We start from the raw sequence: 20,738 nt of genomic DNA on the forward strand, positions 1-20,738 counted from the left end.
TACCCCATACATACTGATCTTGCCAAGCGCTACACCAAATAGCGGGCCAGGGTGTCCCAGTCGAAGCGCCGAGTTTTACCATCGCTGAATTGCACTTCCACACGCTGATCCTCCCATTTTAAAACCCGCCCCTGGCCGAGCTTGTTGTGGCGTAAGGCTTCGCCTTGGGTGGGCTTGCGTATGGGGGCGGCGGGTGCGCTGAGCGTTGGGTTGTAGTCGCAGGCCTCTAGGTAGCGCAGGGCCTGGCGGGAGACCGGGATATCGGTATGGATATGTTCGGGGCGTTCGCGCAGGCATTGCGCCATCAGCTGGCTGAGGGGCAATTGCATTTCGTCGATAAATAACGAGGGTTGTGCGGCCTCGGGGTCTTTGCGCTTCGCTTCCTCGGTGGGGGCCAGCAGAAAAAGTTTGGACTTTGCCCGCGTCATGGCCACGTACATCAGGCGACGCTCACTCTCCAAGGAGGCGGGGGTGCTGAAATCCCGCTGGGACTGGTAGGGCATATTGTGCTGGGTGAGGGTGGGAATAATGACCTGGTCCCACTCCAGCCCTTTGGCCTGGTGCATAGTGGTGATCTGGATGGCCTCTGTGGCAGTCTGCTCGCCCTCGCGGTGTTGCCGCTGCAATTCCTGCAGGTGCGCTAAGGCTTGTGCCGGAGGTTGCTTGAGGGTATCCAGGTATTGGCAGAAGGCGAGAATAGTCTGTTGCCTCTCCTCACCCTGCTGGTGGGTGAAGGCGTCTTCGGCAATACCACTGAGAAGCTCCAGTTCGCCAATATGTCGGCGCAACAGCTCGCCGGCGTGGCCGCGCCAGCTCTCTATCTGTATCAAAAGCTCCGCCCTTTGGCGCAGTCGCTTGGCCTGCGGTTTGCTCAGGCTCTCGGGCAGTTGGGCAAGCAGCTGTTTGCCCCAGTCTTTCTCCCGAGTGGCGAGGGCAGCACAGAGGGGTTCGAGTACTTTGCGTGGGATGCGTACATGCGGCGCGGTGAGCCATTCGTACAACCCTTGCTGGCGCCGCTTGGGCGGGAGTTCGCTAAAACGTCCCGAGGCGATATTCAGGCTCCAGAACAGTGGCCGCAGTTCGCGGCGCGACAGCACCGTGTTACGGCTGGCGGAGCGGTAGGGGATGCTGTTGGCTAGCAGCGCCAGCTCCAGCGGTGCGGCAATAGACCAGAGGCGTACCAGCACGGCGATACCCGCCAAAGATTGGCCCTGCTTTTGGCAACGGCGCAGGTGTTCCACCAGCCAGCGCCCCTCTTTATCGGTGTTCACCAGTTCGATGGGGGTTTGCCGTTCGCCATCGGCGGAGACACAAAAAATCTCGGCGCGGTCGCGATTGTTCTCAATAAAGTGGTTAGCGGCCAGGGACAGCTGGTGCCCGTAACGAAAAGTACGGCTCAAGTGGTAAATGTGAGACGGCGGAAAATCCTGGTCGAAGAGTTTGAGCAGGAATTCCGGCTTGGAGCCGCGCCACTCATAAATGGTCTGGTCGGGGTCGCCAATGGCGATCACATTGCCATTGCCGCCGTGCAGCACTTGCAATAGAAAGTGCTGTATCTCGTTAATGTCCTGGTACTCATCCACCAGGATATCTTCATAACTTCCGCCGTATTGTTGTGCCAGTTCCGGCTTTTCATGGAGCAGTTTTGCCGGGTCGTAGATCAGGTCGGCATAGGTTACGGCTGCCTGGCTGCGGCGCCAGTCTTCGAAGGCGCGAAATACCTGTAAAAAATATCCGTATTCGTCGCCGAGTTTTAGTTCCTTGAGCGCACTGTGTTCACCACAGAGAAGGGTTTTGCTGTAGTCGATAAAAAATTCTGCGGCCTCGATTTCCGACTGCTTGCGCTCGCGAATTTCCTCCAGCTCGTGGGTGGGAGCGCACTCCTCAATGGCTTTCCAGATTTGCAGCTGTACGCTGGATTGTGGCAGGGGGCTGAGGTTGGCTGCGGTGATATGGCCGTTGGCCATCATGCGCTGGTACAGACGGTAGCCGACGCTGTGAAAGGTGTGCACCGCCGGGATGTGATTACTGGCCAGCTGGCCCATACGGCGTTCGAAATCCTCCCGCGCGCTGCGGTTGTACATCAATATCAGCAACTGGGCGGCGGGGGTGCCGGTATCCAGGCGATTTTTTACGTAATGCAGCAGGGCGGTGGTTTTGCCGGAGCCGGCCACGGCAATAATCTTGGCGTGGCCCCCGGAGTGATCCGCAATGGCCCGCTGTTCCTCTGTCAGTGTATCGCTAGCCATGGTGTCCTTCGCCCAAATACTGGATATTTTGCCAGTAATTGGCGCTGGCAGACAAGTTAACCAAGTGACGGGTCAAGTGGGATCGGCGGGGGAGGGCGGAGCACTGGGTTGGCCATCATCACTGATATTGTGATGGCGCAGGGCCAGTTCGGCGATGTAGGCAGAGAGAAATACCCGGCCGGTTAATTCTTGCAGTAGCTTGGAGCGTCCCAGCCGGTCCAGTACCGGGCCCTTAACTTCCGCCAGATGCAGGCGGATATTGCGCTCCAGTAGGTCTTGGTTGACCTGCTGCAGGCGCTCGGTGGCGGTGCTGTCGATGCGGTTGACCGAAGAGAGAATCAGTACCAGGTCGTGCAGGCTCTTTTGCCGTTTCACCTCTGCAAACAGGCGGTCTTCTACCGCGCTGATATTGCTGAAAAACAAATTTTCATCGATGCGTAGGAAAAGGATGTCCGGTTGGGTTTTTACCGTATAGCGCAGCACATTGCGGAAGTGCTCGGTGCCGGGAACACGCCCGACCACGGCGATATGAGGCCGGCTAGCGCGCCAAATCAGGGTGGCGAAAGAAAGCCCTACGCCCAGTCCGATACCCGCTTCCACACCAAACAGTATGACGCCTAATAAAGTGCCGCCCATGGCCAGGCCATCGGTGCGGTCATAGTGCCAGTGTTGAGCCAGAGCGCGTAGATCAATCAGGTTGGCTGCCGCCACAATAATGGTTGCGGCCAGCACGCACACCGGCAGTTCGGTAAATACCTTGGTGGCATAGAGCAGCACCAGGGCTATCAACATTGCGGCGATAATGCCACTTAGCGGTGATTTTGCCCCCGCTTCATCGTTCACCGCGGTGCGGGCAAAGCTGCCGGTTACCGCAAACCCACCGGAAAAGGCACTGAGAAGATTGGCGGTACCGAGGCCACGCAGTTCCGCATTGGCATCAAGCTTTTCTCCCCGTCGCAGGGCGATGGTGTGGGCTACCGAGAGGCTCTCGACAAAGCCCAGCAGGGCGATAATCAGTGCCGGCAGCAATAGCTCGTAAATCATGGAGAAATTTAAAACCGGCAGGGTGAAATCCGGCAGGCCCGCAGGGATTTCGCCCACCACGGGCAAATCCTGCTCCCAGTGGAAAATGGTGGTGAGGGCGATGGAGAGCAGCACAACCAGCATTGGAGCCAGGCGCGATAGCAACTTTGCCCGTGTGGCCTCAACGCCCAGGGTGCGCAGTAAAAAAGGAAGCCCGAGGCGCGCGATAATCAGGCTAGATAGGGCAATCAGCCCCATCAGGGCTGCATCCGGGTCGCTCAACGGGCCGTTATCTATGGTGCTTAGCAAAATCTCCAGGGCCGTGTGCCCCTCACTTTTAATGCCGAGTAGTGGGGCTATCTGCCCCGCGATGATCAGCACCGCTGCGCCGGACACAAAGCCATTGACCACCGGTAGGCTCAGCAGATTGGAGAGGCTGCCAAGGCCCAGGAAACCCATCAATAGCAGCATTATTCCACTGAGTAGGGCCAGTAGTATGGCCCCATTAATATATTCGGCGCTGCCGGGTGTGGCGATGGGGGCTAGCGCGGAGGCGGTCATCAGGGCCAGTATTGCCACGGGCCCCACAGAGAGTACCGAGCTGGAGCCGAACAGGGCATAGCCCACCAGAGGCAGCAGGCCCGCGTAAAGTCCCAAGTAGGGCGGCAGGCCGGCCAGTGCCGCATAGGCCAGTGCCTGGGGCATCAACATCATGCTGGCAAGGATTGCAGCCACGGCATCCCCTATCAGCCATTTTGGCTGGTAGCGTTTTAGCCAGAGGGGAATCAGTTGCTGCACACGCATGTTTTACTTTTGTTGATTGGCGGATTTCCTCTTGGTAGTGGCGATACCTTGATTCAACAAGATAGACCGAAGCGGTGGCGCTGCTTGCCAGCACCCCCCGCTCCTGGGCGTCCGCCTTATCCCCGCGCCGGGATCATCTTATGAGCGCCGAGCCTGAAGATGCCCATGCCGGCCAGCATGGCTAGGGTAAATATCAGTGCTTTTTCCAGCCCGGCACCGCTCGCCACAATGGCGGGGCCGGGGCAGAAGCCTGCCAAGCCCCAGCCGATCCCAAACATCAGGCCGCCTATCACCAGGCGGCGGTCAATATGGGTATTGGTTGGCAGCTGCAAGGTTTCTTTTAATAGGGATTCTTTGCGCCCTTTAAATAATTGAAAGGCGGGCAGACTGACGGCGATGGCGCCCGCCATAACCAGTGCCAGGGAAGGGTCCCAGGCGCCGGCAATATCTAAAAAGCCCAATACTTTTTCCGGGTTAGCCATACCGGATAACAGCAAGCCCAGTCCGAAGATCAAGCCCGCCAGTAACGCCGTTACAGTGGTTTTCATCATTTGATCCTCTCTTAAGCGGCCAGCAGGTGGCGCACAACATAAACAGTGGCAAAGCCCGCGGCCATAAACACTAGTGTGGCGACCAGCGAGCGGGGTGAGAGACGGGATACGCCGCAGACCCCATGACCGCTGGTGCAGCCGGAGCCCAAACGGGTGCCGAAGCCCACCAGCAGGCCGGCGGCGATCAGGGTGGGGTAGCCCGCCTCAATTTTGATGGGAGGGAGGGCGACAAAGAGCTGCCAGGCCAGCGGTGCGGCCAGCAAGCCGATAATAAAAGCCAGGCGCCAGCCGATACCGGAGCTGCTTTCTAGTAGGCCGCCCAAAACACCAGAGATGCCGGCAATGCGGCCATTAAAAATCAGCAATAGGACGCTGGCGAGCCCGATAAGGGCGCCGCCGGCGAGTGCCGTGGCGGGGGTGAAGGCAGTCCAATCGATGGTCATGGCGTTACTCCGCGCAGTAGAGTTGATAAAGAGTTTGTAGAAGTGCCAGAACCCGTGGGTCAGCTACTCGGTAGTAAACGTGTTTGCCCTCCCGGCGGGTGTCCACCAACCCCTCGCGGCGTAGGACACCCAGCTGTTGGGAGAGGCTGGGCTGGCGAAGACCCAGGCGTTCCTCAAGTTCGCCTACATTAAGTTCTTCCTGGCTGAGTTGGCACAGCAGTAACAAGCGGTCTTGGTTGGCCAGGGAGCGCAGCATGGCCGCGGCTTGGCCGGCGGAGTCGCGCATCTTGTTTAAATCGAGGCTGGAGGTATCGGGCATTGACTTGGCCTGGTAACAATCTACAAAATAATAATATATTGTTTTACATATTATCAAAATGTATATTGATCGGGTAGTGAATTTGGAGGGCAAAAAATGCCGCAGGTAAAGCAAAGCACTCAGGTGCGGCCGTTCCTCGACAGAGAGACCGAAACCTGGAGCTATGTGGTATACGACAGGGCCGGTGGCTCGGCCGCCGTGGTGGATGCCGTGCTCAACTTTGACACGGCATCCGGGCATACCAGCAACAAGGGTGCGCAAGAAATAGTGGCGTTTATCCGGGAAAAGAATCTCACCCTAGAGTGGATATTGGAAACCCACGCCCATGCCGACCACCTCTCTGCGGCGCCTTTCCTGCGGGAGCAGTTGGGTGGACGCATCGCCATCGGCGAGCAGATTTGCCAGGTGCAGAAGATTTTTCGCGAGGTTTTTAACCTGGAGCGGGAGTTTCTTGCCGATGGCAGCCAGTTTGATCACCTATTCAAGGATGGTGAACATTTTCAGGTGGGAGAGTTGGAGGCGCGGGTGATTTATAGCCCCGGCCACACTCCCGCGGATATGGCCTGGTTGATCGGCGATGCCCTGTTTGTGGGAGATACCCTGTTTATGCCGGATGTGGGTAGTGCCCGATGTGATTTTCCCGGAGGCGATGCCGCACAACTGTATTTGTCGGTGAAAAAAATATTATCCCTGCCGGATGAAACCCGCATGTTTATGTGTCACGACTACCCGCCGCAGGGTCAGCGCGAGCACCAGTGTGAAACCACTGTGGGGGCCCAGCGACGGGAAAATATCCACCTGCGCGACGGTATTAGCGAAAGCGAGTTTGTGGCAATCCGTAAAAAACGCGATGCCAGCCTGCCCATGCCGCGGCTGATTATCCCCTCAGTGCAGGTCAATATTCGTGCCGGCCAGTTTCCTCCGGCAGAATCCAATGGCACAGTCTATTTAAAAGTGCCGCTGAATCAGCTGTAAAAAATCCAAGTAAATCTAGCGCTGCAGCCATGTTTAACTGGAGCCGCAGTCACAACGAGGCGACGATGAATATTAAAAAATTAGATGAGCAAGTGAGCGTTTCTGAACATATTGCCTGTGAAGAGATGGCACCTCTGGCACAGAGTGGTGTACAGGTGGTGGTTTGCAACTGCCCGGAAGGGGAGAGTGAGGCACACCCCAGCTACGAAGCCATGGAACGGGCCGCTCAGGATGCCGGCCTACGCTTTATTGCGATTCCTTTTACCCGTGGGCAAATGACCCGGGAGCACTGCGAGGCCTTTCGCAATGTATTGCAGAGCGGTGAAAAAATTCATGCATTTTGCCGCACCGGCAATCGTTCCAGCCAGGTTTGGGCCGGGGCCAAAATTTTAATGGGTGCCGATAAAAAACAATTGCATAGCCAAGCACAGGCAGCAGGCTTTGATGTCAGCGCCGCACTGGTTGCTATCGATTCCTAACTTATCGTGCCCTAATCTATCGAGCGCCTTTAAAGGCGCTTTAATGGCCGGCTAGACCACACCAAAAATTGCGGCACCGTTATGTATTGTAAGAGGGTGCCGCAGTTAAATGTCTGTCATATGCCGTGACAATACGAGTGAATCTGACGGCGTGAAGAGAAAAAGCGGAAGGTAAACCATGGTTATGCAGAAACTCTCCCGATGGTTTCCCATCTTCACTACTTTTCAATCCTATAACCGCCGCACTTTAAACCGGGATCTACTCGCCGCCGTAATAGTCACGGTGCTGCTGATTCCCCAATCCCTTGCTTACGCCCTGTTAGCGGGGTTGCCGGCGGAAGTCGGCCTCTATGCCAGTATGGTACCGCTGGTGGTTTACGGTATTTTCGGCTCTAGTAGTACTTTATCTGTGGGGCCGGTCGCGGTGATCTCACTGATGAGTGCCGCCGCCCTGGGAGAGGTCACTGCTACTGGTGAGGTGGATTACCTGAGCGCGGCCGCCGCCCTGGCGCTGCTCTCCGGGGGAATACTTTTTTTGTTGGGCACTTTACGTCTCGGCATGCTGGCGAACTTTCTCTCCCACCCAGTGATCTCTGGTTTTATTACTGCTTCCGCATTATTGATTGCACTCAGCCAGCTGCGGCATTTATTGGGGGTGGCCGCCCATGGTGATACTGCACCGGAGTTACTGCTATCGCTATGGCAGAACCTGCAAAGCATCAATAGCCTCGCCTTGATCACTGGAGTGGGGGTGGTGATTTTTCTCTATTGGGCCAGAGCCTTTGCTGCGAAATGGCTGGAGAAAATGGGCTTGTCTCGCAGTAATGCCGGACTGTTTGCCAGGGCGGCTCCGGTGGTGGGCGTGCTGGCAACCATTGCCTTATCAGCTGTCCTGAATTTTGAAGCTCACCAGGTGGCCCTGGTAGGCGTTATCCCCGCCGGTTTACCACCGCTATCACTGCCGAAGCTAACACTGCCGCTACTGCAATCTTTATTTGTGCCTGCACTAATGATCGCGATTATTGGCTATGTAGAATCCATATCAGTGGCCAAAACCCTTGCAGCCAAGCGCCGACAAAGAGTGGATAGTAATCAGGAGTTGGTTGCCCTGGGTATGGCCAATATCGGCTCCGGCCTTTCTGGTGGTTTCCCGGTGAGTGGTGGTTTTTCTCGCTCGGTAGTGAATGATGCCGCAGGTGCGCAGACACAATTTGCCAGCCTGTTTACCGCCATAGGCATCGCCCTGGCCGCGCTCTTTTTAACCCCTTTTCTTTATTACCTACCGAAAACCACCCTGGCCGCCACCATCATAGTTGCAGTTCTCTCCCTGGTGGATTTCTCCATCCTGCGTAAAACCTGGCATTTTGCCAAGGCAGATTTTATTGCCGTTACCCTGACAATCGCCGTAACCCTGTTAATGGGCGTCGAGCCCGGTGTAGCCTGTGGCGTTGCCGCATCCCTATTATTATTTATCTATCGAGCTTCTAAACCCCATATCGCCGAAGTGGGCCTGGTGGAGGGCACCGAGCATTTCCGCAATATTCACCGGCACCAGGTAAAAACCATTCCTGAGATTCTCACCTTCCGCGTAGATGGCCGCCTGATTTTCTCTAATATCGGCGTACTGGAAGACCGTATCTATACCGGCCTAGCCAATAGCTCACAGGTGAAGCATGTCATTCTGATGTGCAGCGCGGTGAATGAGATTGATTGGAGTGCATTAGAAGTTTTGGAGTCTATGAATGCGAATCTGGCGGAAAGAGGGGTTTGCTTTCATCTCTCCGAAGTGAAAGGGCCAGTGATGGATTGCCTGGAGAGGAGTAGTTTTTTGCAGAAGTTGTCTGGGCGGGTATTTTTGAGTCAGTATCAGGCGTTTGTGCAGCTGGGCTAGGGCAAAATCTCATTGCGTTGAGGAATGTGAGGTTTGCGATCAAAAAACGGTACAAGTCTTCGGGTTACTCACTAAGATCGCAGTACGAATAAGCCGTTAAATGGAAGTGTGGCCAGAACCTTTCACCAAATCGGCTGAGATGATCAAGCTAGGCCTTATGGGCGGCTAGGACACTTCTTCCATCTAGCTGTGCTTGGGACTTAAAGCGGCCTTCCTAGAAGTGACCGGATCTAGCGGAAATATTCCAGCCAGCTTATGCATTCAAGGCTAAATTCACTTGCAAAAGTCTCATAAGTGTTGGTTTCTTTTTCCGTTTTTACGTGCAGAAATTACTACCTTCAACTGTCGTCGATATTTAAAATCACAAGCAGGTGCACATATCCACGGTAAGATCAGCGTTAACCTATTGATTTTTAATGATTTACATCAGTGATCAAAAGCAACAAAATAACAAGATAAAATGCAGCCGCAATATATCCACTTGAGTGTTTCTATGTCAGAGATTGCTAATCCCTTGATTTGTAAGTCTTTTTCTGGATTTACTGGTTTTTTTGAACTTGGGATATGTTGCAGGGTGATATAATGCAGGTGCTTTTGAATACACTGTTAAATGTACTCGAAGATGAATGGCATTGACCTAAAGCCCGCAGCAATAATGGATTACTTTTTGTCTTCTATTTGGTTTGGGCATCCAGTACTTCACGGGATTCTACTGGCTAACAGCAATGTTACTGGTAATGATCGCTGTTTTGATTAATGGCCTCATCATCTTCAACGAAGATCTTGATGAGGGAGGGTTCGATCATCAGGTAGGAGTGACTGATACACCTGAAGCCAAAGCTGAACAAAGTAAAGCCAATAAAATCCAAGTGGCAATAATAGTTCTACTTATCATAGGTGCAGTGTGGTCTTACATTTAACAAATCAATTAACTACGCGCCTTCGGCGCCCGACAGCTTACACTCCGCTTCGCTGCGTTTCAGCTGCGGGTTATTGAGGCGTTAAGTGTCCAAGATAATTATGCATTGTTGCGAAGAAATGGGGAAAAGAGTCGAGCTTGACTGTAAGGATCATGAGAGTATCTACGAGTGTCCAGACGTTCTTGTCTCCTATATCCCGAAATTCGATGAATATGGTCTCATAATCCATGACGGCGGTAATAGCTCTATTTCTATCAAGTTTTGTCCATGGTGTGGTCTAGAGTTACCGGGCTCTAAACGAGATAAATGGTTTGATAAATTAGAGAGTATGGGGTTTGATGATCCAGCTGAACAAAATATACCCGAGGAATTTAATAGTGATGCTTGGTATCGAAACACTTAACAAGCGCATGTTGTTCGCCGCTATCGCGGCCGGACGGCTTACGCTATGCTCCAGCCGCCGCAAATGCGAACGTTAAGTTTTAAGAATGAAAAATATAGAAATAGTTGAGAAGTTTGAAAAACTTGAGCGAAGTCTTAGATTCTATCGGTGGAGTGGAGTTGCAATCTCTTTGATGATAGTTGGCTTTGGATTCTTTCTAATTAGTAATCCAGAATTAGGATATCGGGATAAGTTTAGTGTAGGCAATGTAATTGTCCCCATTGGAGCGGGTATATTAGGTTCTACATTAGGTAGTTGGTCTGGCACGCCAGCTCATAAGCTGTTGAGAGAGGCAATCTCAAATCTGCATCTTGATCGTGACCAAACTTAACAAACACAGGCACGGTCGCACCTACGGTGCTGGACCTTCGCCGCGTTGCGGCTTCGGCCCGTGCTGTGAGCGTTATACATAAAATTATGCCGACTCTATCGAAAACTAAAGCAAGCTTGAGAGTTATTGGAGATGAATTATCACCTGAAGAAATCAGTGAGCTACTAGGCTGTCAACCTACAGTGAAGATGATTAAAGGTGAGCCATTCTCATGGATGAGTAATGGAAAGCCACGCATAGCAAGATCCGGAATGTGGCGTATCGAAGCTAATGAGAAAATGCCAGGTGATTTAGATTGTCAAATATTCGAAATTCTAAATAAATTAACTCATGATCTAGAGGTATGGAAAAAAATCTCAGAGAAATATAGGTTAGATTTATTTTGTGGTCTCTTCATGGGGGGCTCGATGGAGGGTATAAGTATAAGCTCAGAAGCACTGCTTGCATTGGGGCAGCGCGGAGTTGAAATAGATTTTGATATGTATGGCCCTGATGATGAAGATGTATAACAAGCGCAGGCAATCGGACAGTCAAAAGTGTCACACCTTTTGTCCCAAAAGTTGCGTCACTTTAGCTTGCCGTTGCTGCGGGCGTTAGGCACATTGGAAGTTATGCTCTCTAAATCACAATTATTCGAAACATATAAAGTTCTTGGGCTGGCAGCGATGCATCCAGCTGGAGCTGAATATAAAGTGGCTTGGGCAATGACACTACTAGAAAGTGGAGCTGATACAGAATCTTTAGCAGAGCTAGCTGACTTTCCAGCCACCATTTAATGAATTTGAGATCGAGGACTATTTTAGTCGTGTCTTAAAAGAGCTGGCTATTGCTCGACCATCTGATGATGATTCATTAAAGGGGTATGCCAAAGTAATCGCTCAGGAATGTGTTAAAGGTAAGATAAAACCTGAGATAGCGGCATCGCAACTATATAGTGCAAATGTTGATTTAGCTTATCCAGATTACTTGAGTCATTTTACCGAACTAGAAGATGAGTGGTATTGTGAGCACATAAACGGTTGGACTACAGCTCAACGTAAAAATGAAATTATTAAGGCCTGCCAAGCATTGGACAATAGCATTAAATTCCCAGTGTATCGCAGTGCCTAACAAGGGCCGGCAACGGACTTTCAAAACTGTCACTTTTTGTGCGTTCCGCACAAAAATCGCCAGCTTTGCCAGCCGCTGCGGCCGGCGTTATTTCAGAGACGTCATGATAGATAGCAAGGAGAACCCAGTTGAATGGAGTCAATTAATGAGTGAGCTAGAAGATGCACATGAGAATCTAGGTGATCTTATTAAAGAAATGGGATCTAAGGGGAGCATTGACATCGAGGGTTATTCTATAGATATGGCTCATATTTATGCACACTTAAATCGAGCGTGGAACTCCCGTGAATTCAATGGCGAAATGAGTGATTCTCAGTGGGAGAAGTATCGATCTTTCCCTCTGACTTAGAACCCATCGCGTAATGAAGCATAACCAGTGGCGGCACAATCGGCCTGGGCTCAGCACCGCGTGCTTCGCCTGTGTGCCGGACGTTAGGTGTTTATAAGTGAAGGTGGAATATGAAACTTTCTGAAAACTATCGTGCTCGACCTATTCGATTCGTTGACTTGTGGGAACTTGGTGAATGGAAGCTTAAGGTTTACTCGATCACTTATACAGACAATCCTCTCGCATCGGCCCTTGTTGATACTGCACACCAAGTTGCTTTAGCTCGATTGAAAGAAAGCGCTTCGAGAACTAATCATTACGCAGTCGGATTTGTTGGCATTCATCAGGGTAAAATAGGGAATTTCGTTTTCGTAGATTGGTGGGCTGACGAAAATGAACTGCACCACCATGTTTATGTGTCCTCTTCAGCTGAGCCCGACAAGTTGGAGTATATGACGCCGTCTGGGTTGACTGCTTGCGCTTGGGACCTTTACTTAATCGGACACGAACGAGACGCATGGGTTAATCACGTACTGAAGCAAAGTGAAGCGCCTAACCTAGCTGGATACCTGGGTGCAAGATTAAACGATGACGTTTGACGCACCTAACAAGGTGGTCAATGGGACGCCAATGTCGCTGTGCTCCGTTGTCGCCCATTACCACTGGCGTTGAGCTCTTTGAAAACCTCTCCGTCATTGAGCTTGAAGTAATCTAAAGGAGAGTCACTAGTTGAGAGGGATTTGTTATGAATAGGGTAGCCGTTCAACCGATGCAGTGGAAAAGCATCATTGATATTAGTGAGACTGAAGATCTAACTAGCAATGATATGGCGTGCTTTGTAGAAGTAAGAAATATCCTCAAGAAATATGGAGTACTTGATAAGTTTGGCCTTAGCCTTATCCACAAACATTTCGAAATTGCACCTGATGAATGTATGTTGGAGCATACTGATCTAAACACAAGAACTTTAACTATCAAGCCAGTTAAAGAGTCTGAATTAGTTCCCGGTGATACAACTATTACTATGTGGAGATTAACGGATACCGACAAAGTTGCTGAAGTTGGGTGCCGTTGTGCAAGAAGCCCGGACGGACATTGGGGTAGGCACGAGGGCTTTTAGCCTAACGAGCCAAGCAAGCGGGACGCCACAAAGCGGCGCCCCTTCTTGAAGCGTTAACACATGAAATACATTCTAGCTTTAGTCGCTGCGATAGTTTCTAGTGTTGCATATTCTAGTAGCTGCTGGACGTCGTTCCTCGATGAGGCGGTTTCACGAGAAAAAGGCTTCTCAGTAATTGAGTTTGCTGTTGAACGAAGCCCTATAATTTTTACTGGTAGCGCTTCGGTCATTAAAAAAACAATAATCGAAGAGGATGGAGAGAGCGAATCTATTTTGGATGTTCAGGTTTTGTTTGATGTTGAAGAATCCATAAAAGGCGATTTCTCAGGAAAGCAACTAGTAAGTTCAGGTAAAGTTTGTTCTTGTAAATATGATTTTAAGTCGGGAATAAAGTATTTAATCTTTGCCACTGAAAGAAATGGGAGTCTCTACCTGCATAACTGTGGGTACATAAGTCCACTTGACATATCCAAGGTCCAAGAGGTCCGTCAGGCAGTTAGTGTTAACAAAGCCAGGCAGTAAGACTTCGGGCCTGCGGCCCTCAGGGAGACAGCTTTTTGCACAGATTGTTGTGCTCCCATTTTAGCGAAAAATGTGCACAATAAAGCTGCCCCTGCTGGCGGCGCTTAAATTTTGTGCAGGAAGCTATGAGAGAGATACTTAAAAGAAGTTTTGTCATATCAATATCGGTAGCGGTATCAGCATTATTGTTAAATATGCTCATAGGGCAGGTCTATGTTCCTTATGCAGCAGGGCAATTTAGCTTTGAGCCAAATCATTTGACAGGTGACCAGTTCATATTCTTAATGCTCAAGGCATTAGTGTGGTTGTTCAGTACAGTCTTTATTTCATCTGTGATAACATCATATTTCTATCGTAAAAAATGTAAAAAGGTGATCGTGACCATTCCGGCCCTGCAGGCCCCCACCGTCGCTTCGCGCTCCGGCCGCATATCACGGTGTTAGCGAAAATAGATTATGTGGAATTTATGTAAATCGGAAGTGTTGGATGGTTATCTGTTTGTTGTTCGGAAGAATGACAAAGTAATTTCTTATCGTGACGTGCTGGAGTTATTAAAAAGCGACGAAGATTTTCGTGGCTTTTTTATTGCTTCGTTGCAAGAATTATCTTTTGAGTCATTTAGGTGGGAAACTCCTGGTTATACTGAAGGGACATTGGACCAAGAGTTTGAGTTTGTAGTTTTAAATGATCCCTCAATAAATCGTAAAGCTAATTCTAAACCGTTTGAATCATTTATATCGGATACAGATAAAACGGTCGTATCTTTCCAAAGCTTGGGGAAGGATGCCCACCTAGTAGTACCATCATGTCAAAATCAAGCAGCTAATTACTGCCATCTTGCATCATTTACGAGTACAGCACCTATTAGCCAGCAGCAAGACCTATGGAGTCTAGTCGGTAACGTGGGTCTTGAATTGGCGTCAAATATACCTGTGTGGCTTAGTACTGCCGGTGGTGGTGTAGCATGGCTACACGTTCGCTTTGATACAGAGCCGAAGTATTATCATTATGCAAAGTTTAAACAATCGCCTAATAAGTGACTATGGTCCCTTGTCAATAATTCAAGCCATTTTCTCATCCTGGTAAGTGTTGTTTTTTACCATCTTATTTTGGATGGTAAGTTGCTTACTTATACATGCGATAAGGGCTACTTTCTTTGTTTTACCAGCAGCGACCAGGCGCTCATAGATTGGCTTTTGTTTAGGATGTCATTATATTTCCGACATCATAGAAGAAAATAAACCATGCGTACATGATGTTAGTACTAACCCTGTAATTTGCCGAAATCTCTTCGGAAATCTTCCCCATTAAGTAGACGTCTACCTTTTGATTAGGATATGGAAAAAATGATCAAAAACCCCACTTCTTAGCCCAGTGATTTGTCCAACGAGAATTCTGTACTTACTTGACAGAATATGCTGAGGGAAGAGGATGTTTGATGATTTTTAATTATTCTGTTGAGGTTCCCATGGATACATTTTATCAAAATTAGTGTTAGCAGCCCTAAGCTTGGATCAGTCAAAAGATGGTCAATAAGCAGGGCTCCAAACTCTTATTTAGAGGATGAGTCGCCCTGCAGCTTAATGTGATTATTAGCGAGATTTAAAAATTAAGATTCGATGGTTCCCGGAGTCAGTAATAAATAAGTTATTTTTATAACCAAAAATTCCTGTGGGCCCATTCAGAGTAGATGCTGTCGGCGATTCAGCTTCATTCGGATACCCAATACCGTTTTGATTTGCATCATTTGCGGCAAAATTAGTAAATCTATTCTGACCTAGAACTCTGTCTGCAGGTTCAAAATTTGTGGTTGGCCACGTGTCCCAAATCAAAATTCTATTATTTTTGCTGTCAGCAACAAAGAGTTGAATTCCATTTGACCAAATGCCAGTTGATGGTTCGTTAAAAGTGTATTCGTTGACAGGCCATTCTATGCCTTCTTTGTTTGTTAACTCCCTGTTTCTACTTGTGAAGTCCAGTTGTCCTAGAACTACATCTGCAGGCGCAAAATTTTTACTGGGGAAATTGTTCCATAGAAGAATACGGTTGTTTCCGCTGTCTATAATTGCTAGTTTTTTTCCGTCACTCCATACATCAGTAGGTGAATTGAAAGTACTTGCAGAAGGTCCATCCAGGACGCAATCTACTAACGATGTCTGACCGAGCACTAGATCTGGAGGCGTGTTGTTATTAGCTGGTTGCGTGTTCCAAATCAAAACCCTATCGTTTCCTGCATCGGTGACTAGAATTTTTTTATCCGCAATAGAGGCTCCCCAACTAATCCAGAGTGCCAGGCTCACACAAGGGGAAATATCATCTTCACCAATTGATAATGTTAGAGAAGGTATGGCTCCCATCCCAATCGTTATTTTGTCATAAATAGAGATAAGTCTTTCTTTATATTGTGAAATCAGAAGGTTATTACCATCAAAACTTACATCTGATGGGCCAAATAATTCCTGTCGTTTGTCAGATAGGGTGAGAGTATCCAGTCCATCCTTACCTACCGCCATATCTGCAGGAGCGCCATTAATGGTGGGGATAGAGTTAAAGACTAACACTCTATTAGAGGAAGTATCTGAAATATATAGTTTTCCTTCATTGTCAACACTTACATCGCCGCTGGGCTGAAATGAAAAGTTTTTTGCACTTATTCCTACATCGTTGCTAGAAAAGTTATCTTGACCAATAACAACTTTTGCGGAGTCAAAATTCTCAAAATATAAAGGGGTAGTAAAAGTACTGCTATATTGCGATATTTTGTTACCAGCTTGGTCATTAACATCAATGCTAATGTCGCGGTCTTGGCCAGACTCCCAGGCGGTATCGGGTTTAATGGATAAGGTATCATTCCTAACATTGGTTTCAGACCAAGCAATTGTGTAGCCATCTTCAGTAAGGCTACCAGTCAACTGAAGACTTTCGACATCCATAGACTCTGAGAAGAGGACCTTGATTATGTCGTTATTCTCTAAGCGAACCGTCCCTGGAGTAAAATTGACAACAGAGGGGGGTTGCATATCTATCTGATAGGAGGCAGCAACCTCTTCCATGATGTTATCGGCATCAATTTCTGCATTAATGACTAAGGTATATTCTGATAAATTTACCCACCCCGCTTTTGGGTTTACTATCAGTGTATCTTCATCAAGCTGAGTAATCACTCCGTCTTCACCCATAGTTCCAGATAACGTAACATTATCTAGTTGAATGGAAGTACTGAAGTTCAGCTGAATATCCTCATTTGGCCCAATGATGCTGCCGCTAGCTGGCTTGAGGCTTACTGAAAGTGGTGGTGTATCACTGCCAGGCCCATCCGTTGTTGGAGGTGTAGTATCAACGCCCTCAGAACCATTACCGGAATTAGTTCCTGTGCCATTTCCAGAGTTATCTCCAGAACTATTTCCATGGCTACTTTCGGAATCGCTGTTTGTTGAGTCACTACCCCCTGAGCCGCCACTACAGCCATAAAGTGATGAGGCGATTGCGACACAGAGTATTAACTTTAGAATACGATCTTTCATATTTACTTCCCTATTACAAAACTCCTGGAATCAACGAGAAAATTTCCAATTGAAACTGTCGTGCTAAATTTGGATGATTCCTGAGCCAAGATTACCGTTTTACCATTTGAAAGTCACTTTTAGCTTACAGTAAGTTTGGGAGTAAAAACCCTAAGTTGACTTCTTACCATGCCTCTTAATCTATATTTATGGTCGATTACATGACGATAGGGTTTTTTTAGAGTGATGGTATTAAAAATAAATCTTTGCAATTTATAGATTGGGTTTGCTGGCTTAAGTGGTTTAATTAATGATTTTTATTGTTGTGATAAAGGTTCTGAAGAAAGCATGAACTTGCTTGGCAGGTTGTGAATTGTTTGGTTTATTTGGATGTAGATAAATTTACGTATTAATTAATACATAGGTAAACCACCACCCCTGACGGTGAGATTTGACAGGGCTCTGCCGTTCCGGCATGTAGAATGAAAAATATGGCCTCCATGAAAGGACAAGTTCTAGAAGGAGGACATATGCGAGATTAGCAGTGCCAAGCTCACGTGAAATATTATTGCAGGTACCACGTGGTATTTGTGCCCAATTATCGAAAGAAAGCGTTATTTGGGATATTGAGGCGGGAGATTGGAGCAGTATTCCGGGACTTATGTCGTCAAGAGGGCATTGTGTTAGTCGAGGAGTACGCAATAGGGATCACATTCATATGCTGTTAATGATTCCTCCGAAGTTTAGTGTTTCCAATACGGTTGCATTTCTGAAAGGATAATCTGCGATCCAGATATTTCGGAAGTACAAGCATGTACAGAGAAATTTCACAGGAAGACACTTTTGGGCTCGCGGTTACTGCGTGAGTACAGTGGGGCTTGATGAGCAGATGATTCAAGAGTACATCAAGAATCAAGAGATTAAAGAGCGCCGTCAAGAGTAGATGCAGCTAGCGGGATTGTAACTAGCCCCTTAGGAGGCTTTCACCATACCACCCGCTATGCGGGTGGTTGCTGATTCGTGGGCGTTCGTGGTTCTTCCGAAGGATGAAAGCGCAAGACTTCCGCGGCGGGGCCGAATTACAGTAGGGGGAACCATTAACGGTCAAGATTTTCAGGCTTTGCTTGAGCCGGATGGTCAGAGAAGCCACTGGCAGCGCATCAATAAAGAGCTACTATAAGCTTTGGGCACAGTTGTTGGTGGAATCAGCCAGTTTGAGATCGCGCCTGTGCAGAAGGAACCTGAACCGGAAATCCCAGCTGACGGCTTAGCAGCATTGGAGGCTTCGCTTGACGCTCGGACTACTTAGGATGACACAACCACTGTTGCGCGTGTCGACTGGATTCATTGGATAGTCTCAGTCAAACAGGCAAAGACACGAACAAAGCGGATTAACAATGCATGTGAAATGTTTGCCTCAGGAAAGTGGAGAGTCTGCTGTTTTGATCCGTCAGGTTACTACAGCAAAGCCTTCAGTGCCCCCAAAGCGGCAGACTCCAATAACTAAGGTAGTGCTAAGTGCGCCCATACAAGCACAGGCAACTGGACAGTCAAAATTGTCAGCCTTCTGCCCCAAAAGCAGCGCAAATTTTGCCTGCCGTTGCTGCAGGCGTTAACTGTACTGGCGGATTATGAGTAAGGGGAAAGGAATATTACTAAGAATCGCACTAGTGGTGGTACTTGCAGCTGCTATTTCACATTTCTTTGGTAGCAGCTTTTATATGAACGTTGTGATTATTACGACTCTGGGAGTGTTAGGCGAAGTGGTACACATGCCTGAAAATATGCCGGGAGCTGCCGACAACCCCGAAGGAAAGGAAATTCATCCATTTAAGGCAATGGCCATTGGAGTAGTTATTGTGTTGGTTTTGCTTGTAGTGGGGTTTCTGTTTCCAGAGGTATATCGATTTGGTTTCGATTCGTACAGTTAACAAGTCGCATCGCCAGCAAAGGATGCGGGTTGAATTCGCTACACGTACATTACGTTCCGCTCGCCTGTGCACTAGGTTTTGTATCTCTTGAATATGAGTAAAGTCGATCTGAAAGAAATTGTAGAGAGGTTGAAGGTTGGAGTCTTATGTAGAGATTTTTCTGGACGTCTTTGCTATGAAATAAATGATTTGCCTCTCGATAACTATAAAGAGACTAAAAGAGCGCTTGTTAAGAAATTTGAGTTATGTCCATTCGGTATCACAATTTACGGACTGGATGAAGTTTTTCAAAGCTATATGCGTGGGTTTAAGCGGGTAGGTATTGAGTGGGATGTATGGTCTGGATTCACTATTGTTGCGAAGAGTAAGCGCGCTGAAAATCTGGTAATCAACATGGCTCGATACCTTGAGAGCACCATTAAAATGTGACAAACACAGGCAGCAAGGCTCCGGCCTTCCGCGAGACGCCCAGTGTTATGCACATTTTGTACTTGGCACTGCACTCCCAATGCCGCGCAAAACGCGCATAGGGTAAGCCGCCAATGCTGTGGGTGATATGCAATAGGAAAAGCATGAATAAATTTTCAAATCTGGTGTTGCTACTGGTTCACTTTGGTTTAGGCGTGCTGTTCGTTGTGATATTGATTTCATCAAACGGCTTGTTTGAGCATGTACAAAAAGCATCGATGTTTCTTGCGCGTATATTTGGTGACGCATCTCAACACTTCATGGGGCCGTACCATATATTTCTCTTTTGTCTTGGCGGATTAACCGGTTATATCTGGTCTAAAAATGCGTATATCCTTGCATTTTTCCAAGTCTTTCCATCATTTCTTGTGTTTGGCGTATTTAATTTTTCGGACAGTCCATTTTACTTAAAATTACTGTTCGGTCTTGGTTTAGTTATGGCGTCCATTTTCGGTGCATATGTTGGCAGGGTGCTTCGTAGAAAAAAAACGGGAAGAAATGCATAACTATCACAAGCAGGATGCTCCGGGCCTTTGCCCCTCAGCGGGACGCTGGACTCCCAACTCCGCACAAAATGTGCATAGCGTTGGGCGCTTCTTTTGAGGGCGTTATACCCCTTAGAAGTCCCCAGCGCGTACCTGATAAAATATAGATTTAGACTCCAGTGGCTTATATCTTTCTGCTTACTTCAGAAAGATATACCGCTTCTTGAATCAGAAAACTCCATTATCATTCTTTATACTTCCTCCGCTTATGAGTGAATAAAATCGCATAAAACCATCTAGTGCTTGTATTGAATCCCAGTGTTCTACAATTCTGCCATTCTCAAGGCGCCAGGTGTCGATAATATTCATACCCTTGCTATCGTGACCTCTGTCACTTTTGTTCAGAGTGGCATGTGAGTGGAAGATAACGTAATCGCCATCAGCATAGATATGCTTAACGTCATAAGTGTAGTCGGGATAGTCCTCAACAAACTCTTGTAAAAAACCCACTAAACCAGTGATTTTATCGGGCAAATTACGGTTGTGTTGAACATACGAGCTATCGTTATAACGCTCAAGTATGTAGTCAAAATTATGGTTATTCATCAGATTCTGAACAAAGTCAGTTACCAAGGTAACATTAGCCAATTCTTGCTCAGTCCAGCTATTTTTTTGTAATGCTTTCAGATTTATAGTCAGCTGATCCGCATTCTGTGCGGAGACAGAGGTACTTACTATTAACAGCAGTGTTGTTGCAATAATCTTCCACATAATGTTATCCACTTAGTTTGATTGGTTGATGTTAGTATCACTTGAGCCTTATGGTATATAATAGTAACTAGCA

Annotated in this window: 24 protein-coding genes and 3 pseudogenes; 19 read left to right on the forward strand and 8 right to left on the reverse strand. The window is 48.2% G+C overall.

The genetic code is table 11. The features are described from left to right. Positions 1–29: 29 nt before the first annotated feature. From ACJJID_RS05070 to ACJJID_RS05090, 5 genes are all read right to left on the reverse strand, one after another. Complete coding sequence (locus tag ACJJID_RS05070; RefSeq protein WP_444921755.1) at positions 30–2,249, reverse strand: ATP-dependent helicase; 2,220 nt, start codon at positions 2,247–2,249, stop codon at positions 30–32. 72 nt (positions 2,250–2,321) lie between these two features. Continuing rightward, positions 2,322–4,076, reverse strand: coding sequence for a SulP family inorganic anion transporter (locus tag ACJJID_RS05075; RefSeq protein WP_444921756.1), 1,755 nt, complete (start codon positions 4,074–4,076; stop codon positions 2,322–2,324). A 116-nt stretch (positions 4,077–4,192) separates the two neighbouring features. Beyond that, entirely contained in the window at positions 4,193–4,627 is a 435-nt protein-coding gene (locus ACJJID_RS05080) for a YeeE/YedE family protein (RefSeq protein WP_216646316.1), read from the reverse strand. An 11-nt stretch (positions 4,628–4,638) separates the two neighbouring features. Continuing rightward, a complete protein-coding gene (locus tag ACJJID_RS05085) occupies positions 4,639–5,070 on the reverse strand; it encodes a YeeE/YedE family protein (protein ID WP_444921757.1) in 432 nt (143 codons plus the stop codon). A 4-nt stretch (positions 5,071–5,074) separates the two neighbouring features. After that, positions 5,075–5,389 carry an ArsR/SmtB family transcription factor gene (locus ACJJID_RS05090; RefSeq protein ID WP_152452914.1) on the reverse strand — a complete coding sequence of 105 codons (315 nt, stop codon included), beginning with the start codon at positions 5,387–5,389 and terminating at the stop codon, positions 5,075–5,077. Positions 5,390–5,485: 96 nt separating this feature from the next. Here ACJJID_RS05090 and ACJJID_RS05095 point away from each other — a divergent pair, with 96 nt between their 5' ends. The 13 genes from ACJJID_RS05095 (at position 5,486) to ACJJID_RS05155 (ending at position 14,547) form a co-directional block, all read left to right on the forward strand. Next, complete coding sequence (locus ACJJID_RS05095) at positions 5,486–6,364, forward strand: MBL fold metallo-hydrolase (RefSeq protein WP_444921758.1); 879 nt, start codon at positions 5,486–5,488, stop codon at positions 6,362–6,364. Between the two features lie 65 nt (positions 6,365–6,429). After that, on the forward strand, positions 6,430–6,843 hold the full coding sequence (locus ACJJID_RS05100) for a TIGR01244 family sulfur transferase (protein ID WP_444921759.1): 414 nt from the start codon (positions 6,430–6,432) through the stop codon (positions 6,841–6,843). Between the two features lie 184 nt (positions 6,844–7,027). Continuing rightward, the gene (locus ACJJID_RS05105) at positions 7,028–8,734 is read left to right on the forward strand and encodes a SulP family inorganic anion transporter (protein ID WP_444921760.1); all 1,707 of its coding nucleotides are present in this window, start codon (positions 7,028–7,030) and stop codon (positions 8,732–8,734) included. 725 nt (positions 8,735–9,459) lie between these two features. Next, complete coding sequence (locus ACJJID_RS05110; RefSeq protein ID WP_444921761.1) at positions 9,460–9,654, forward strand: hypothetical protein; 195 nt, start codon at positions 9,460–9,462, stop codon at positions 9,652–9,654. Between the two features lie 100 nt (positions 9,655–9,754). Further along, positions 9,755–10,057 (forward strand): DUF6980 family protein, encoded by a 303-nt coding sequence (locus ACJJID_RS05115; RefSeq protein WP_444922608.1) that lies wholly within the window; start codon positions 9,755–9,757, stop codon positions 10,055–10,057. Positions 10,058–10,142: 85 nt separating this feature from the next. Then, positions 10,143–10,427, forward strand: coding sequence for a hypothetical protein (locus ACJJID_RS05120; protein WP_444921762.1), 285 nt, complete (start codon positions 10,143–10,145; stop codon positions 10,425–10,427). 26 nt (positions 10,428–10,453) lie between these two features. After that, complete coding sequence (locus ACJJID_RS05125; RefSeq protein ID WP_444921763.1) at positions 10,454–10,936, forward strand: DUF4279 domain-containing protein; 483 nt, start codon at positions 10,454–10,456, stop codon at positions 10,934–10,936. Between the two features lie 93 nt (positions 10,937–11,029). Further along, positions 11,030–11,203, forward strand: coding sequence for a hypothetical protein (locus tag ACJJID_RS05130; protein ID WP_444921764.1), 174 nt, complete (start codon positions 11,030–11,032; stop codon positions 11,201–11,203). Between the two features lie 437 nt (positions 11,204–11,640). Beyond that, entirely contained in the window at positions 11,641–11,886 is a 246-nt protein-coding gene (locus tag ACJJID_RS05135) for a hypothetical protein (RefSeq protein ID WP_444921765.1), read from the forward strand. Between the two features lie 110 nt (positions 11,887–11,996). After that, positions 11,997–12,464 (forward strand): hypothetical protein, encoded by a 468-nt coding sequence (locus ACJJID_RS05140; RefSeq protein WP_444921766.1) that lies wholly within the window; start codon positions 11,997–11,999, stop codon positions 12,462–12,464. Positions 12,465–12,610: 146 nt separating this feature from the next. Further along, complete coding sequence (locus ACJJID_RS05145) at positions 12,611–12,985, forward strand: hypothetical protein (protein ID WP_444921767.1); 375 nt, start codon at positions 12,611–12,613, stop codon at positions 12,983–12,985. Between the two features lie 60 nt (positions 12,986–13,045). Continuing rightward, entirely contained in the window at positions 13,046–13,507 is a 462-nt protein-coding gene (locus ACJJID_RS05150; protein ID WP_444921768.1) for a hypothetical protein, read from the forward strand. A 455-nt stretch (positions 13,508–13,962) separates the two neighbouring features. Beyond that, the gene (locus ACJJID_RS05155) at positions 13,963–14,547 is read left to right on the forward strand and encodes a DUF6940 family protein (protein ID WP_444921769.1); all 585 of its coding nucleotides are present in this window, start codon (positions 13,963–13,965) and stop codon (positions 14,545–14,547) included. A 21-nt stretch (positions 14,548–14,568) separates the two neighbouring features. Here ACJJID_RS05155 and ACJJID_RS05160 read toward each other — a convergent pair. Both ACJJID_RS05160 and ACJJID_RS05165 read right to left on the reverse strand, forming a co-directional pair. After that, positions 14,569–14,703: pseudogene (locus ACJJID_RS05160) on the reverse strand (IS110 family transposase); the annotation flags it as partial. Positions 14,704–15,099: 396 nt separating this feature from the next. After that, positions 15,100–17,031 (reverse strand): Ig-like domain-containing protein, encoded by a 1,932-nt coding sequence (locus ACJJID_RS05165; RefSeq protein ID WP_444921770.1) that lies wholly within the window; start codon positions 17,029–17,031, stop codon positions 15,100–15,102. 536 nt (positions 17,032–17,567) lie between these two features. Here ACJJID_RS05165 and tnpA point away from each other — a divergent pair. The 6 genes and pseudogenes from tnpA (at position 17,568) to ACJJID_RS05195 (ending at position 19,915) form a co-directional block, all read left to right on the forward strand. Beyond that, positions 17,568–17,953: pseudogene (tnpA, locus tag ACJJID_RS05170) on the forward strand (IS200/IS605 family transposase). A gap of 57 nt (positions 17,954–18,010) precedes the next feature. Next, on the forward strand, positions 18,011–18,190 hold the full coding sequence (locus ACJJID_RS05175) for a DUF1905 domain-containing protein (RefSeq protein ID WP_444921771.1): 180 nt from the start codon (positions 18,011–18,013) through the stop codon (positions 18,188–18,190). A gap of 150 nt (positions 18,191–18,340) precedes the next feature. Further along, positions 18,341–18,517: pseudogene (locus ACJJID_RS05180) on the forward strand (YdeI/OmpD-associated family protein); the annotation flags it as partial. 124 nt (positions 18,518–18,641) lie between these two features. Continuing rightward, complete coding sequence (locus tag ACJJID_RS05185; RefSeq protein WP_444921772.1) at positions 18,642–18,941, forward strand: hypothetical protein; 300 nt, start codon at positions 18,642–18,644, stop codon at positions 18,939–18,941. Positions 18,942–19,034: 93 nt separating this feature from the next. After that, entirely contained in the window at positions 19,035–19,370 is a 336-nt protein-coding gene (locus ACJJID_RS05190) for a hypothetical protein (protein ID WP_444921773.1), read from the forward strand. Positions 19,371–19,513: 143 nt separating this feature from the next. Next, on the forward strand, positions 19,514–19,915 hold the full coding sequence (locus ACJJID_RS05195) for a hypothetical protein (protein WP_444921774.1): 402 nt from the start codon (positions 19,514–19,516) through the stop codon (positions 19,913–19,915). A gap of 207 nt (positions 19,916–20,122) precedes the next feature. Here ACJJID_RS05195 and ACJJID_RS05200 read toward each other — a convergent pair whose 3' ends face one another. Beyond that, positions 20,123–20,665: a nuclear transport factor 2 family protein gene (locus tag ACJJID_RS05200; RefSeq protein ID WP_444921775.1), complete on the reverse strand. Its 543-nt coding sequence runs from the start codon at positions 20,663–20,665 to the stop codon at positions 20,123–20,125. Between the last annotated feature and the right edge of the window lie 73 nt (positions 20,666–20,738).

It is taken from the genome of Microbulbifer sp. CnH-101-G, from assembly GCF_052466775.1.